Source organism: Ectobacillus sp. OTK (assembly GCF_059698935.1).
In genome coordinates this window covers 3,230,713-3,245,357 of sequence record NZ_AP048547.1, presented here as the reverse complement: position 1 = coordinate 3,245,357, position 14,645 = coordinate 3,230,713, and the positions used below count along the sequence as shown (strand labels likewise).

At 36.7% G+C, this 14,645-nt stretch carries 11 protein-coding genes, 1 tRNA gene and 1 pseudogene; 9 read left to right on the top strand and 4 right to left on the bottom strand.

The features are described 5' to 3' along the window. The first annotated feature begins 149 nt into the window (after positions 1–149). From AC6HZ4_RS16250 to AC6HZ4_RS16240, 3 genes are all read left to right on the top strand, one after another. Positions 150–1,070: a TauD/TfdA dioxygenase family protein gene (locus AC6HZ4_RS16250; RefSeq protein ID WP_497490664.1), complete on the top strand. Its 921-nt coding sequence runs from the start codon at positions 150–152 to the stop codon at positions 1,068–1,070. Between the two features lie 78 nt (positions 1,071–1,148). Further along, a tRNA-Cys gene (locus AC6HZ4_RS16245) sits at positions 1,149–1,221 on the top strand. 400 nt (positions 1,222–1,621) lie between these two features. Beyond that, entirely contained in the window at positions 1,622–3,841 is a 2,220-nt protein-coding gene (locus tag AC6HZ4_RS16240; RefSeq protein WP_497490663.1) for a hypothetical protein, read from the top strand. A gap of 109 nt (positions 3,842–3,950) precedes the next feature. Here the strand turns inward: AC6HZ4_RS16240 and AC6HZ4_RS16235 are convergent, their stop codons facing one another. From AC6HZ4_RS16235 to AC6HZ4_RS16220, 4 genes are all read right to left on the bottom strand, one after another. Then, a complete protein-coding gene (locus AC6HZ4_RS16235) occupies positions 3,951–5,828 on the bottom strand; it encodes a glycoside hydrolase family 15 protein (RefSeq protein ID WP_497490662.1) in 1,878 nt (625 codons plus the stop codon). A 227-nt stretch (positions 5,829–6,055) separates the two neighbouring features. Then, positions 6,056–7,165 carry a GerAB/ArcD/ProY family transporter gene (locus AC6HZ4_RS16230; RefSeq protein ID WP_497490660.1) on the bottom strand — a complete coding sequence of 370 codons (1,110 nt, stop codon included), beginning with the start codon at positions 7,163–7,165 and terminating at the stop codon, positions 6,056–6,058. A 16-nt stretch (positions 7,166–7,181) separates the two neighbouring features. Next, positions 7,182–7,415 (bottom strand): hypothetical protein, encoded by a 234-nt coding sequence (locus AC6HZ4_RS16225; protein ID WP_497490659.1) that lies wholly within the window; start codon positions 7,413–7,415, stop codon positions 7,182–7,184. A gap of 512 nt (positions 7,416–7,927) precedes the next feature. Continuing rightward, a complete protein-coding gene (locus AC6HZ4_RS16220; RefSeq protein ID WP_497490657.1) occupies positions 7,928–8,485 on the bottom strand; it encodes a CBO0543 family protein in 558 nt (185 codons plus the stop codon). A 340-nt stretch (positions 8,486–8,825) separates the two neighbouring features. Here AC6HZ4_RS16220 and AC6HZ4_RS16215 point away from each other — a divergent pair, with 340 nt between their 5' ends. The 6 genes and pseudogenes from AC6HZ4_RS16215 (at position 8,826) to AC6HZ4_RS16190 (ending at position 14,553) form a co-directional block, all read left to right on the top strand. After that, positions 8,826–9,701, top strand: a complete 876-nt coding sequence (locus AC6HZ4_RS16215) for a helix-turn-helix domain-containing protein (RefSeq protein ID WP_497490655.1) — start codon at positions 8,826–8,828, stop codon at positions 9,699–9,701. 165 nt (positions 9,702–9,866) lie between these two features. Next, positions 9,867–10,649 (top strand): annotated as a pseudogene (locus AC6HZ4_RS16210) (MFS transporter); the annotation flags it as partial. A gap of 116 nt (positions 10,650–10,765) precedes the next feature. Then, positions 10,766–11,017: a DNA alkylation repair protein gene (locus AC6HZ4_RS16205; protein ID WP_497490654.1), complete on the top strand. Its 252-nt coding sequence runs from the start codon at positions 10,766–10,768 to the stop codon at positions 11,015–11,017. Between the two features lie 603 nt (positions 11,018–11,620). Then, on the top strand, positions 11,621–12,307 hold the full coding sequence (locus AC6HZ4_RS16200) for a GntR family transcriptional regulator (protein ID WP_497490653.1): 687 nt from the start codon (positions 11,621–11,623) through the stop codon (positions 12,305–12,307). A gap of 457 nt (positions 12,308–12,764) precedes the next feature. Then, positions 12,765–13,790, top strand: coding sequence for a zinc-dependent alcohol dehydrogenase (locus AC6HZ4_RS16195; protein ID WP_497490651.1), 1,026 nt, complete (start codon positions 12,765–12,767; stop codon positions 13,788–13,790). 13 nt (positions 13,791–13,803) lie between these two features. After that, entirely contained in the window at positions 13,804–14,553 is a 750-nt protein-coding gene (locus tag AC6HZ4_RS16190) for an SDR family oxidoreductase (RefSeq protein ID WP_497490650.1), read from the top strand. Positions 14,554–14,645 lie beyond the last annotated feature (92 nt).

The following is a 14,645-nucleotide window of genomic DNA, read 5'->3' as shown; positions in this document are numbered from 1 at the left end:
TTAGTAGGGATTTATTCTCTATAAGTAAGAGCTGATCAGTTAACTGAAGGCCAGAACACCAATGGGTGCTCTGGCCTGTTCTTGTTTATCCAAAGCTTTCTTTGTTAAAAGAGGTTTATATTTTAAAGGGAACGTAAGGGGGAAATCACATGAGTAAGGCTAATCAATCAAATTCCACTAAAGCTCAGTTAGAAATTAAACCAGTCACAGCACGGATTGGAGCTGAAGTAAAAGGGCTTCGCCTATCTGCGGATTTGAATGCGTCGGAAGTGTTAGCGATACGAGAAGCCTTATTAAAATACAAGGTATTGTTTTTCCGTAATCAGCAGCACCTTGATGATGCCAGCCAAGAAGCATTCTCGCGTTTATTTGGTGAGCTGTATGCTCATCCAACGGTACCGAGTAAAGATGGAACAAGCATACTTGAGCTCGATTCAAATCATGGAGGACGTGCAGATGCTTGGCATACAGATGTAACATTTATAGATGCGTACCCTCAAGCTTCCATTCTTCGTTCAATTATCATTCCTGAAGTTGGCGGTGACACAGTTTGGGCGAATACGGCAACTGCTTACCAAAATTTATCCGAGGAATTGCGTAATCTTGTTGATCATCGCTGGGCGTTACATACAAATGATTATGATTATGCAGCTTACCACACACAAGCATCATCGGAGGATTATCGCTACTATAAGGATGTGTTTACTTCAACTATTTACGAGACTAAGCATCCGCTCGTACGGGTACATCCGGAAACAGGAGAGCGAACATTAGTATTAGGACAGTTCGTAAAAAGAATTCTAGGATTATCCTTGTCTGACTCCAATCATCTCATTTCTGTTCTGCAAGATCATATTACCAAACTAGAAAACACTGTACGCTGGCGCTGGGCTGTCGGGGATGTGGCGATTTGGGATAACCGTGCAACACAGCACTATGCGGTGAACGATTATGGCAATCAACGTCGTGTAGTACGTCGGGTTACTTTGGCGGGTGATGTTCCTGTTAGTGTGGATGGCCAGCGCAGCATTACGCAAAAGAAGGTTAAAGTTATTTTAGATAAAGCCTAATCAAAATTTGTTAAGCAACATCCATCATATTTAGAACATTTTTAAGCGGGAATACGTTCGTATCCCGCTAATCCTTAAGGGGGTATAGCCAAGTGGTAAGGCATGGGTCTGCAAAACCCTTATTTCCCCGGTTCGAATCCGGGTACTCCCTCCGATGTATCTTTCGGCACTAAAGACAACATTCGAACAATAAATTGTTATAACATTATATTCATCTGTTGAAGATATCGATCTTCCTCGAAGTGTAGAACATCGTTTCTACACTTTTTTATGTCAAACTGTTAAAAGGTTCTCCTATATGTTTCTCTACTAACAGAAAGATACTACTGATACATAAAGTAAGCTAGGTTTTTAGAAGAGGAGTAGGGCTTAAAACGTCATTGACGTTTTGTTGTTGTATTTTGAGGAATCTTACTCCTTCAATAATGATGAGTTATAGAAACTTGTCATGACATACGTACTGGAATTTTTTGTGTGTGCAGGGCAAAAGCACAGGCGAAATTAATAAATTTTAATATAGTTTTAGGGAGTTTCAAAAAGGAGATGAGGATATGGGAAGCTACTATGATAAATTAAGATACCAAAAAGATAAATACGACCGTTTTAAAGGTCAGTACGATTATTACAGATATAAGTACGACGACCATTACAAAGAGAAGTGCGATGATTGCTACGAAGAGAAATGCGACGATCACTACGAAGAGAAGTGCGATGATTGCTACGAAGAGAAGTGCGATGATTGCTACGAAGAGAAGTGCGATGATTGCTACGAAGAGAAGTGCGATGATTGCTACGAAGAGAAGTGCGACGATCACTACAAAGATAAGTACGATGACCATTACAAAGATAAGTACGATGATCATTACAAAGAGAAGTGCGACGATCGTTACAAAGATAAGTACGACCGTTACAAAGATAAGCATGACGATCATTACAAAGATAAGTATGACGATCATCACAAAGATAAGTACGATGATCATTACAAAGATAAGTACAATGATCACTACAAAGAGAAGTACGATGATCACTACAAAGATAAGTACGATGATCACTACAAAGATAAGTACGATGACCATTACAAAGATAAATACGATGATCGTTACAAAGATAAGTATGACGATCATCACAAAGAGAAGTACGATGATCATTACAAAGATAAGTACGATGATCACTACAAAGATAAGTACGATGATCACTACAAAGATAAGTACGATGATCGTTACAAAGATAAGTACGATGATCGTTACAAAGATAAGTACGATGATCACTACAAAGAGAAGTACGATGATCATTACAAAGAGAAGTACGACGATCATCACAAAGATAAGTACGATGATCACTACAAAGATAAGTACGATGATCATTACAAAGATAAGTACGACGATCACCACAAAGATAAGTACGATGATCACTACAAAGAGAAGTACGATGATCGTTACAAAGATAAGTACGATGATCATTACAAAGATAAGTATGACGATCATTACAAAGATAAGTACGACGATCATCACAAAGATAAATACGATGATCGTTACAAAGATAAGTACGACCGTTATAAAGGTAAGTACCAGTATTACAAAGATAAGTACGATGATCATTCATACGACAAGAAATGGGAGTGCGATTATCCCACTGTTAATCTGAATCTAGATTGTTGCGATCATAAGAAAGATGATAAGTACGACGATCATTACAAAGATAAGTACGACGATCATTACAAAGATAAGTACGACGATCATTACAAAGATAAGTACGACGATCATTACAAAGATAAGTACGACGATCATTACAAAGATAAGTACGACAATCATTACAAAGATAAGTACGACGATCATTACAAAGATAAGTACGACGATCATTACAAAGATAAGTACGACGATCATTACAAAGATAAGTACGACGATCATTACAAAGATAAGTACGACGATCATTACAAAGATAAGTACGACGATCATTACAAAGATAAGTGCGACGATCATTACAAAGATAAGTGCGACGATCACTACAAAGATAAGTGCGATGATTACTACAAAGATAAGTACGATAACCACTACAAAGATAAGTATGATGACCATCACAAAGATAAGTATGATGATCGCTCCAAGGATAAACGCGATGACCACTATAAAGATAAGTATGATGATCATTCCAAAGATAAGTACGATGACCATCACAAAGATAAGTATGATGACCACTACAAAGATAAGTATGATGATCATTCCAAAGATAAGTACGATGACCATCACAAAGATAAGTATGATGATCACTCCAAAGATAAACGTGATGATCATTCCAAAGATAAGTACGATGACCATCACAAAGATAAGTACGACGGTCAGAAGGACGAAAAAAAAGAACACGTAAGGGCATCAGCATTCAGGGCTATCAAAACTGTAAGTCAAACTGTTCCGAGAACCGGAGGGGCAGTAAAGGTTTTTTTCCAAACTGAACAATTTGATTTAGCGAAGGAATATAATCCAGTTACATCGACGTTTATGCCTGATCAAGATGGCAGATATTCCATTATCGCAAGTGTTTCCTTTGTCCCTTTTGGGCGTCCTACAGGTTCAATAGTTTTACAGATAAGAGTAAATGGCAGTATTGTGGCTTCAGACTCTAAACCTACGACTGTAGATGGTTCCGTACGCGTATCTACTATCTTACAATTACAAGCCTATGATAGGGTAGAGGTATTTTTCGATAGTAACAATAAAGGAAAGATTCAAACTGGCCCAGCAAAAAACTATTTTGAAGGAGAACAATTAGGATAAAAGTTTTGCTTTCCTAGAAAAAAATAGCTTAACTTCGACTTTCGACTCTTATGTTAATCAACAGCCTCAAAAGGGCTGTTTTTTGTTTTTTAGTATATTAGAAAAAATTTTAAAACATACCGTTTCGATGAAATAAACCTTGTGAGAGGAGCAAGGATCGTATTACACCTGATTGAGAATAGCTTGGCATTCCAATTCCTCGTGCACGCCCTCTGCTATATAATAATTCTGGTAAGAGGCCGCAAAATGCGCTATTTTGGTAATTGTGATTAAAATATTTCCATGCTTGAGTGACATCACCTTTCACTAAAAGCGTTTCAGCCAACCAAAAAGTTGGTCCTATCCATGGTTTTAAATCACCTTCTTCTGTCGTTAAACTTTCATGTCTCCAAATTCCTCCGATAAAGGGATCTTCCAATCTTTGTTGAATTGCCTTTACGGTTGACTCCATCCATTCTTTTGGAAATATTGGGAATTCTGAGAAGAACAAGGAAGCCGAGGCATCTAATAGCCTTGTTTCCATAGAGCGGCTTACGATCCCGTTATGGACATTATGTTTAGCGATAGATTGGAGCAGTTCATGTGCTCCTTCTCTAAATTGCCTTGCCTTCTCATTTTCCCGAATCGCCTCAGCCATTTCTGCAGCCTTAATTAATCCAAAGGAGGAAATCGCGGATGTCCATGTCATATGCTCGAAAGATTCCCCTAAATGCGGCCCAAAGGTTTCCCAAATTCCTGCATCCGGAAGAATAAGTCCGGTAAAGTCACGATTCCTTAAAATCCAATCGGCAGAATGGCTAATAACTGGCCATAGATCATGTAAAATGGTATTATCCTTTACTAAAGACCATACCTGCCAAATTCCGTATAGAATGAGCCCTGTTGTATCATTTTCAAATGCATGCTCGTTCGGTAATCGTGTTACTACATTGTATGCAAAATAGTAGTTACCATCAGGGCGCTTTATTAGATAATTAAGTGTTGCGTATAAAGCCTTTACAGCATCTTTTGTGTGGCCTGCTAGCGCTAGTGTAGACGCAATCCATAAGCTGTCGCGAATCCACACATTTCCTTGGTACGGCTTAAATCCAATAATAATAGGTGTACCATCTTTCTGCAGGCTCATTTTTAATAAAGTATTACTAACTCTCCAGTAATACTCAAGCTTTGCTGGGAGTGCACCAATATTTATAGTTTCATTATGCCAACTTTCCCACTGCTGTAATGTACGTTGTTCACTTTGTCCGATATTTATTAGCGTATTCTGCAGTTCTTTGAGTGCCTCCTCTTTTGTAGCTCCAGCTGCAAACACTTGATAAACAGGCTCACTATAGTGGTTAGCAGGAATCGTTTGGGGAATGGAAAATATCAAAGGTGTAGGAAGCAAACTATGTTCAAAAATGGATATTTGGCCTCCCGTCACAGCTTTAGCAACATCGTCTGTTACCCCTCTAGAATTAGGAGAGACGGCTGCTGCTAACCACTGATTTTCAGAAACACGGGAAATAAAAATATTGTCTATTCTTTGTACAATATTTTGAAGATGTACGACAGCAAAGATGGATACTTTTGCAGGATTGTTGCGGAGTGTCTTTACTTGGATGGAACGAATAAGGACATTTGTATCAGGAGGAGTCCATGTTTTTGTCCTGACAACTGTGTTGCCTTTATGGGAAACGACTTCATATATGCCGTAACCGTTAATGTACCGTGTGCTATTCATCGATATAATTTCACCAACTTGTCCAAACCTTTCTTGTACAATGCCGTATGGATCATACCAGATTTTTTCATTCTGATCTTTAACGAGTACATAAGAGCCTGGTTTATCTAACATCGCACTGGAAAGATCAAAGTTTGGAAAAAAAATTTGGCTTACTCTATCAACGGGACGGCAGCCTGTATCATATTGCTGAAGCCAAGCTAATACGTTACCGTTAGAAACAGGGGCATGATTATCTTGATTTTCACCAATAAAGTAATGCATGGACTCACTCCCCATCAGGTTAGTATGTTTATAAATTTTCCAATCGTTATAAAGATAATATGATGACTAAAAATAAAAATGTATATATGATTAAGTCGTATAATAAGCGAATCAAAAAACTTGGGTTGGAAGGCAACCACTCTTGCGAAGGAAACTGCCTTGATAATATCTGTGCATTTGTTTGAAATATTACTTTTTTACATCAATAAAAAATAGTATTTATAATTTTATTTCTTTAATCCAGCCTGATGATTTTTTCGGAATATAGCAACTCCTAACAAGAATATAGGATAGAAAAGACCTACTACTAAAATATAAGGTATCCAAGTTGTAGTATCCCACGTTTGTTGATAAGCAACATTGGGATATACCATAATGGAAAGGAGAACTATAATTATTCCAATAGGAAAAGTTAGTGGCCGATAATCTTTTAATTCCAGTATTTGTCCAAGACCTAAAATAGTAGCGTAAAAATAAAGTGATATCTTGACATAGAGTGAAAATAACCACATAACTGCTATAATGGCTTCAATTCGTTCCAGAAAATTCCCGATGGTTATTCTTCTTGCCAGCTCATAGCTTGGATACATATATCTTGCTGTATGAAAAGGACCAAGAACAAAAAGGCTCGAAGCTATAATAACAATCATAATAAGCCCGCCAATGAAATGTCCAACGAAAAAGGCTTTTCGCACTTCTCGGGGGTTATTCACATAGGCAGGAAAAATCATTAACAAAACAATAAGCGTTAGGGAAGCGATACTTAAAAATACTAAGGTAGACCGTAATATAGGTTTTATTCCTGCTTCTAAGATCGGCTGTATGTTTTCAATTTTAATTTGAGGAACTATAGAAAGCGTTAAAATAACAAAGAGTATAATGAAGCAAGGGAACAAAATTTCTACACAACGAGCTAATGATTCGATTCCAAGACGCACTCCTATAATAACGACGATTAGAAAAATAATATGAATCGATATAATTGGTGTTTGATGCATAATTTCCGTGGTCAAAAAATTTCCTAGATAAAACAGAACCTGACTACAAGAAATTAATGTGAAAATAACAAACAGGAGAGAAATAGTTTTTCCAAACCATTTCCCTAAAAGGGTTTCATTCAATTCGACTAGGGTCTGGTTAGGAAAGAAGCTCCCTACGGTGCTATACAACCATACCAATAATAAACCTACCCCTACACCAACAATTGCCGCTATCCAGGCATCTTGTTTTGAATCAGCAGCCATACCTGCTGGCACAACTAAGATAGTGCTGCCGACAGTATATAGTGTTACCAATACCAGGAATTGGTGAAAAGATATTTTACTTTCCTTGAGCATATTCCCCCCCCTTTTTTTATTTTAATAAACCTAGTAGGATATCACTTAATGGATTAAAAATAATTTCTAACCAATCTAGAGGGTTTGGAATATCCATCTGTAAACTTTTTGCAATGCTTAGCACGGTACTAAACAGGAGTAAGATTGAAAATATCCATAGTTCTTTTTTCGTTTTCGTTTTCAAAAGAGAAGGAACTTCAATGATTAGAATGATGGTTACTGCAAATAGCACCCCTAGGATTTTCCACATTCATATTTGCTCCTTTTTTATTTGCAAAAGTTGTTAATTGTAAGATATATTTATAAATCTTTTCTGGTGAATTGATAATAATATTCTATCCCTTCTATAATTTTCTAACGGTCTAGCCTTGATATCAATTTACATTTCTTATGTTTTCTTATTTTCAGAATAAGGGACGTAACCTCTTATGCTGTTTTATATTATCAAGGGGATAGTTATAGTTATGTCCTTTCCCTTCTTTAGTTATAAGAGGTATTAAGAAAGAACTTGTACCTCATTAAAATTTGAACAAACTTTGGTTTTATTTCTAGACTTTAATAATCATCTTATAATTTGTACAGAAAATTGCTACCTTCTATCCAGGAGGTGCATTATTGGAAATCTTGTCTCTAGATTCCCTTTTGTAAAAGTACAATTTTAGTTGATAGCCAGGCAGAAATCTTAACCAAATGTGTATTGAATAAAATGCGGGACTGATTCGATTGATTCTGCTGCTGATCGTGGTGCTAAAAATGTTTAGTCTATACTTCTTCAAAATTATTCATCCTGCTCAATTTATGAGATATAAGATAAAGCAAAACATAAATAGGGATTGAATAAATAAGATTCCATTTAATAGGTACATAAAACCCTAGCCACATAAAAAAATATTCACCTACAAACGCGATAGCGGAAAAAATGAGTGCTTTAAGCCACGGTGAAGCTTTAGGTTTTATCTGAATGATGAAAGAGACAATTACTGGAATTATGCAATAATCCCAAGGAACATATGAAGGCATGGTAGGTATCACTTTTCCGGTGTAGCGCCAAAATCCATACATCACCCCCAAAAAATCCATCCATGATGTAAAGAAAATAACAAAGAGGATAACATATAAAAGTCGATTTGTGCTTTGTTTTTTTCTGAACATGATCCAAAGCAACCAAGGGAGAATAGTGAAGAAGAATGAAAGCCACCAATCCCAATGAAATACGGTGTGTTTGATCCAGTAGCGTAAATATTCATAATGTGCATCTGAAACTTTTTTGTTAAATCTGCCTAATTCCTCTATTTTCTTTGGATCTTGAATTGTTCTCAAGTTAGATCAGACTCCAATCATGAATTATTCTCAGTTAGTTTCTGTGGAAGCGATTAACAATATGTATGTTGAGTTAAATCTAGTTTCGAAAGTTTAGGGATATACAAAATATCTTAAAAGCAGTCATGGAAAGAGTTTTGGCGGTTTATGGGTAAATGTACATGTGTCTACGTTTTTGAGGGATTCATGGGGCCTAATTCTCCGAAGTTCTATCATAACTTACAGGTTGTCCTGTCCATTTTTTTGCGGATGCAGCGTACTATCCTTTCTTTTCAATTCGTATTAAGATATTAGCAAGACCAAGGATAGAAACATACTATTTTAGGCGGTGGTGGCTGAAATGGAATACAAGTATGAACTGATAAAAACTGATGATGATTTACCTATAAAAGTAATCATTCATACCACAGACAAACAGGTGGTTATACCAAGACATTGGCATGATAGCATAGAAATATCATATGTTCTCTCCGGGAAAATCGATAGAATCTATATCGATGGAAGGAATTATACGTCTAAACAGGGTGATATTGTCTTAATCAATTCTAATGCTATCCATTCTTTTTCAGTAAATCAGGGGAAAGATCGGAAGGCTGTTACTATTCTAATACCTTATGAGTTCGTAAAAGCTAACTATACTAATAGCGACCAAATTGCATTTGATTGTATATCAATCTACGAGCAAGATAAGCAGAGAGAGCTACAGTTTAATGAATTGCGTGAAAATTTACATTCCATAGTAAGAGTTTTCTTGGATAAAGAAAATGATCCTCTAGCATCTATAAAAATAACGGGTTTATCGTATGAGTTAATTTATATCTTATTAAAGAACTTTAAAGTTAATAAAAAAAGTAGTGGAATAATCAGAACAAAAAAGTATTTAGATCGATTAACTTTGATTACTAATTTTATAAAAGAAAACTATAATCAAAATTTATCTATTGACGTAATTTCAAATAAGTTTAATTTATCCTCCGAGTATCTTTCACGATTCTTTCTAAAACATGTAGGAATGACTGTACTTAATTACATAAATACTATTCGTCTTGAAAAATCGTATCATGATTTAATGAATACGGATTACTCCATTATACAAATAGCATTAGATCACGGTTTTCCAAATGAAAAATCCTATAATAGAGTATTTAAAGCCGTCTATAATGTAACCCCGCACCAATATCGAAAAGAGCATAGGGCAAGGGACAAAAAGGTTTAATGGTCAGGATTTGACTATAAATAAGTTGAAAAGGACAGGATTTAGAGAGATGCTTTTTTAAATACACATGAATGTAAGCGTTTTAAAAAATTACGAATCTTTAAGTTAGAGGGGGATTTCAACCTAGTATTTTAATTTAAAAATAAACGATGAATCACTCTATTTACAATTGGTGTTATTAGTTTAATTTTATTTGTTTGGCGTCAGTTGGTAGTGGACTATCCGATATTAGAGTTTCGTATTTTTCGCTACCCAGTCTTCACGTTGACTACGATAATTAATGTAATTGTGACAATGGCTATGTTCTCAGGAATGATTTTAATGCCGATTTATATGCAGAATGTCCGTGGTTTCTCTCCATTGCTATCAGGATTACTGCTTTTGCCTGGGGGGATTGTTATGGGAATTATGTCTCCTATAACTGGGAAGCTGTTTGATAAGTTCGGTGCGAAATGGCTTGCAGTCATTGGCTTGGCTATAACAATTGTAACGACCTATGATCTTACAAAACTTCAAGTCGATACGTCTTTTACCTATGTGGTGACAGTATATACTGCACGCATGTTCGGTATGTCGTTAATCATGATGCCAATTTTTACTTCAGGCTTAAATGAATTGGCACTGAGCCTGAACAAGTATGGCACAGCTATGGTTAATACATTGCGAATGGTTGCCGGAGCAGTTGGAATGGCATTTTTTGTATCAATCATGACGAATCAAGGTGCCAAGCATGTCAAAGAACTCGTAGCTCAACATCATGTTCCTCCGACAGATAAAGCACAGATGGTAATGGTAATAAACCAAGGTACTGTATTAGGAGTGAATGATGCCTTCATGGTAGCGACAGGCTTGACGGTAGTGGCATTTGTACTGTCATTCTTTATTCGGCGAACTTCACCTAAAGAGGACACGATTACAAATCGTGTAAAACAGCAACAGATTAGTTGAAAAATGAACTAAGGTACAAGAATTGACATGTAAGGAATTTGTATATGTGATGTATAAATTATGATATAACATACAAACTATGTACATAAGATTAGATGTCAGTGAGGTAGCTTATAATGACAAAACCATATCTTTGCCCTAATTGTAAAACAAATCGTTCAAGGTTTAATATCATTGAGCAAGTAGCAAAACCAGTAAAAATGGATCCTCAATCAGGGGAAATTATCAACGAATATACCAATGATTCGTTAGACCCTTTCCACTTAGCGTACAAAGGTCCGCAATATAAAGTTCAATGCGGTTCTTGCGGTTTAATAGAAGACGAAATAACCTTTATAAAGCGGGCTGAACACAATCCAAGATTTTAAAATACTTAATACTTGTTATTCTCACTTTATTATTGCATAGGTATTAACCAATTAAATAAAGCAGAGAAGATTCTTGTACTGAAAAGTCCATGCGGCAGGTTCTTGAGCTACATGGACTTTTATTATGGAAGGAACTCGGATTTTTCAGATTGCTTTTTATCAATTAACTGAATTGGTGTTGAATTGTTGAACCGCAGCATTGGATTGCGGATGGTGCTAAGCATTGAATGGAGATGAATTTTTTTAAGGACCATCTGCTCACTTATGGCATGAGACTTTGCAATTGAACAGGAATCACCGCTTCGTGTAAAGCAATGAAACAGTTTCAATATCCATTAGATTCTTAGCATACGTTTTACTCCCAAAAGACAATCATCCCTATGTGTATGTTTTTAAAATTTTTTATAACGCTTACAATATTTGTGTTTACAAGGTTGAAATGATTCAGTAGAATAAAGATAAAGTTGTATACAAGTATGCAACTAAAGGAATTTATCTTGTAAAATTGAAAAAAGCCTGAATTGTAAAGCTAGGATTGAGTCATTCTATAACTGATAATTACAAATAATTTTATGTACAATCTGATAGGAGAGTTGAGTATTTATGCAGTATCCTTCCTCGTGGCTACAAGGGGCTTCACTTGGAGAAAAAATTGCTTGCGAGTTACGCTTACAAATTGTAAATGGAAGTATTAAGCCTAACACTATATTGTCAGAAAATCAGATTGCAGCTGAATTTGGCACTAGTAGATCTCCGGTTAGGGAAGCTTTGAAAACGCTTTCTACTGAAGGTTTAATTCGTTTAGAACGTATGGGAGCAGTAGTGTTGGGATTAACTCCAAAGGATATAGAGGAAATATATGATGTTCGTTTTTTAATTGAAACTTTTATTTTGGAACGTCTTTCAAAGATTCATCATGAAAATTTAGTTACTGAGCTAAATAAAATTATTGATAAGATGGAAATGGCGGCTAAGCATCATGATTTTATAGAGTTTGCATATCAAGATCTATACTTCCATGAAATTATGATTTTAGAGGCGAATCACACAAGAATTTTGCATTTGTGGAATAATATTCGTCACATTGTGCTTGCGGCGTTATTAGTGGCAACAGAAAGACGATTTACAGGAGAAACACATGAAATAGGACCTTTAATGGATAAACACCGATTGATAGTAAGCGCTTTAGTTTCAAAAGATAGCAGCTACATGAAACAGGTTATTCACGAGCATTTTGAGGATACTCGAAAAACAGTTAATAACACTGTACTAAATAATAAATTACAATAAAAAATCCTTTGAAGGCTTAACATTGAAAGTCCTGTATTAACATCAAATAAAGGGATGTTTAAATTAAGCCTTGGAAAGGTAACTCTAGATTGCGTTTGAGATGATTTGCTTAGGGAACTCTTGGAAGAGCAGGCCATGTAATACACTATTGAAAGGTGGTGGTTGCTCACATAGATTTATGCTGGTGTGGGTAAAGGTATACAAAGTGCACTAGATTTAGGAGTTGCTGCTTTTCAATTAGCACAGAATCCATCTTTACTCGATTTATTTTTGTGATGAAAGAAGAACGAGTAAAGGCAAGAAAAATTTTCACTGCAACTGGATGTAAAAAGAATCTATTTACGGTATGTTGTCGACAAGTATACATGGGTCTTGTATGTCGACAAGTATACTAGATATAATGATTAGCTATTTTAGAATTTTCATAAACAAATCAATCATTGGGAGGTAAAAAGAAATGACTGTTATGAAAGCTGGATTGTTTCTCGCTGAAAAAAAGGTGGCAGTAGGAACTTTGGAAAAACCAACATTAAAGCAGGGGGAGGCGCTTATAAAGGTATCCTCCGCGGGAATTTGCGGCACTGATATGATGATTTATTTTGGAAAACATCCTAGAGCCAAAGCTCCTCTGGCAATGGGGCATGAATTCAGTGGTGTTATTGAAGAGATCAAAGGCGAGTCAGCTTTTAAGGCAGGGGATAGAATTGTTGTGGAACCTACGATTAGCTGCGGCAAGTGTGATGCTTGCGTATCAGGGAATTCCCATGTTTGTAAAACGCTTGGATTGATTGGGATTGATTCTCACGGTGGATTTGCGGAATATGTAGCTGTTCCTCTACATCGTTTGCATAAAGTACCGAATACGCTGTCTGATGCGCATGCCGCACTCGCAGAACCAGTGGCTGTAGGAATTCACACTGTACGACGCTCGAATGTTAAAGTAGGAGATACGGTGTTAGTACTAGGAGCGGGACCGATTGGTTTATTGATTGCCCTAACGGCAAAATTAGCAGGGGCAGATAGAATATTTATTTCTGACATTAGTCCGTATCGCTTAGGTAAGGCGGAAGAGCTTGGCTTTATTGCTTTGGATGGCAAAAAAGCAGATGTAGTAGAGGAAGTGAAGGCAGCAACAAATGGAGTTGGTGCAGATGTTGTCTTTGAAGTTGCAGGAAATAACATAACAGCGAATCAGATGATTCATGCTTGTCGAACACAGGGCCAAATTGTTGTTGTAAGCGTTTATAAACAACCGCCAACCATTGACCTTGCAGCGATGCACTTCCGAGAACTATCGTTAACGACGACTCGATGCTATAGTCATTCAGATTTTGCAACCGCAATCAGTATGATGGCAAGCGGAAAAATTGATGTAACGCCATTTATTTCACATCAATTGCCGCTTGCTGACATCGAAAAAGGATTTCAGCTTATGACAAATCCGGAAGAGTCTTTAAAAATTTTAATTCAGCCAAATATGTGAGGGGGAATAATAGATGTTTCGATTAGATGGGAAAGTAGCTGCGATTACAGGGGCTACAAGAGGAATTGGGAGACAAATGGCCATAGCACTAGCGGAAGCAGGGGCTACGATCGCATTGCTTCAGCGTAATGTAAATGATCATTCCGTACAAAAGGAAATTGAGGCACTGGGTCAAACTTGTATCATTGTTCCGTGTGATCTAGAGGATCAGTCACAAGTAAAGGCAGCTATACCAACGGTTGTAAATGAGCTTGGGCAGATTGATATTCTCGTCAATAATGCGGGCATTCAACGTCGTTCACCATCCGTTTCATTCTCAGAAAGTGACTGGGATGATGTAATCAATGTGAATTTAAAATGTGTTTGGCTTTTATGTCAAGAAGCTGGGAAATTCATGGTTCCTCAAAGGAAAGGGAAAATCATTAACATGGCATCTTTATTATCATTCCAGGGCGGCTTAACAGTACCAGCGTATGCTGCGGCGAAAGGCGGAGTAGCACAATTAACGAAAGCGCTTTCGAATGAATGGGCAAAGGAAAATGTCAATGTAAACGCGATTGTTCCTGGATATATTGCAACAGATATGAATGAAGCGCTGCTGCAGGATGAAACGCGAAATCGGCAAATTCTTGAGCGTATTCCAGCAGGCCGCTGGGGAACCCCAGAAGACTTTATGGGAACAGTTGTCTTTTTGGCATCAGATGCATCGAATTATATTCACGGCCACTTATTAGCAGTTGATGGCGGTTGGTTAGGCAGGTAAGAAGAACGAAGCTTTCGGTTGACCCGAAAAGGGAGTTTCAGCAGAAGTAAGTAAAATAGACTGCTTATAAATAATAAAGTAAATTACTAATA

Coding starts and splice junctions, on each gene's coding strand:
- AC6HZ4_RS16190 (WP_497490650.1), top strand. CDS start 13,804: ATGTTTCGATTAGATGGGAAAGTAGCTGCGATTACAGGGGCTACAAGA.
- AC6HZ4_RS16200 (WP_497490653.1), top strand. CDS start 11,621: ATGCAGTATCCTTCCTCGTGGCTACAAGGGGCTTCACTTGGAGAAAAA.
- AC6HZ4_RS16205 (WP_497490654.1), top strand. CDS start 10,766: ATGACAAAACCATATCTTTGCCCTAATTGTAAAACAAATCGTTCAAGG.
- AC6HZ4_RS16215 (WP_497490655.1), top strand. CDS start 8,826: ATGGAATACAAGTATGAACTGATAAAAACTGATGATGATTTACCTATA.
- AC6HZ4_RS16250 (WP_497490664.1), top strand. CDS start 150: ATGAGTAAGGCTAATCAATCAAATTCCACTAAAGCTCAGTTAGAAATT.
- AC6HZ4_RS16225 (WP_497490659.1), bottom strand. CDS start 7,415: ATGTGGAAAATCCTAGGGGTGCTATTTGCAGTAACCATCATTCTAATC.
- AC6HZ4_RS16230 (WP_497490660.1), bottom strand. CDS start 7,165: ATGCTCAAGGAAAGTAAAATATCTTTTCACCAATTCCTGGTATTGGTA.
- AC6HZ4_RS16195 (WP_497490651.1), top strand. CDS start 12,765: ATGACTGTTATGAAAGCTGGATTGTTTCTCGCTGAAAAAAAGGTGGCA.
- AC6HZ4_RS16240 (WP_497490663.1), top strand. CDS start 1,622: ATGGGAAGCTACTATGATAAATTAAGATACCAAAAAGATAAATACGAC.
- AC6HZ4_RS16235 (WP_497490662.1), bottom strand. CDS start 5,828: ATGCATTACTTTATTGGTGAAAATCAAGATAATCATGCCCCTGTTTCT.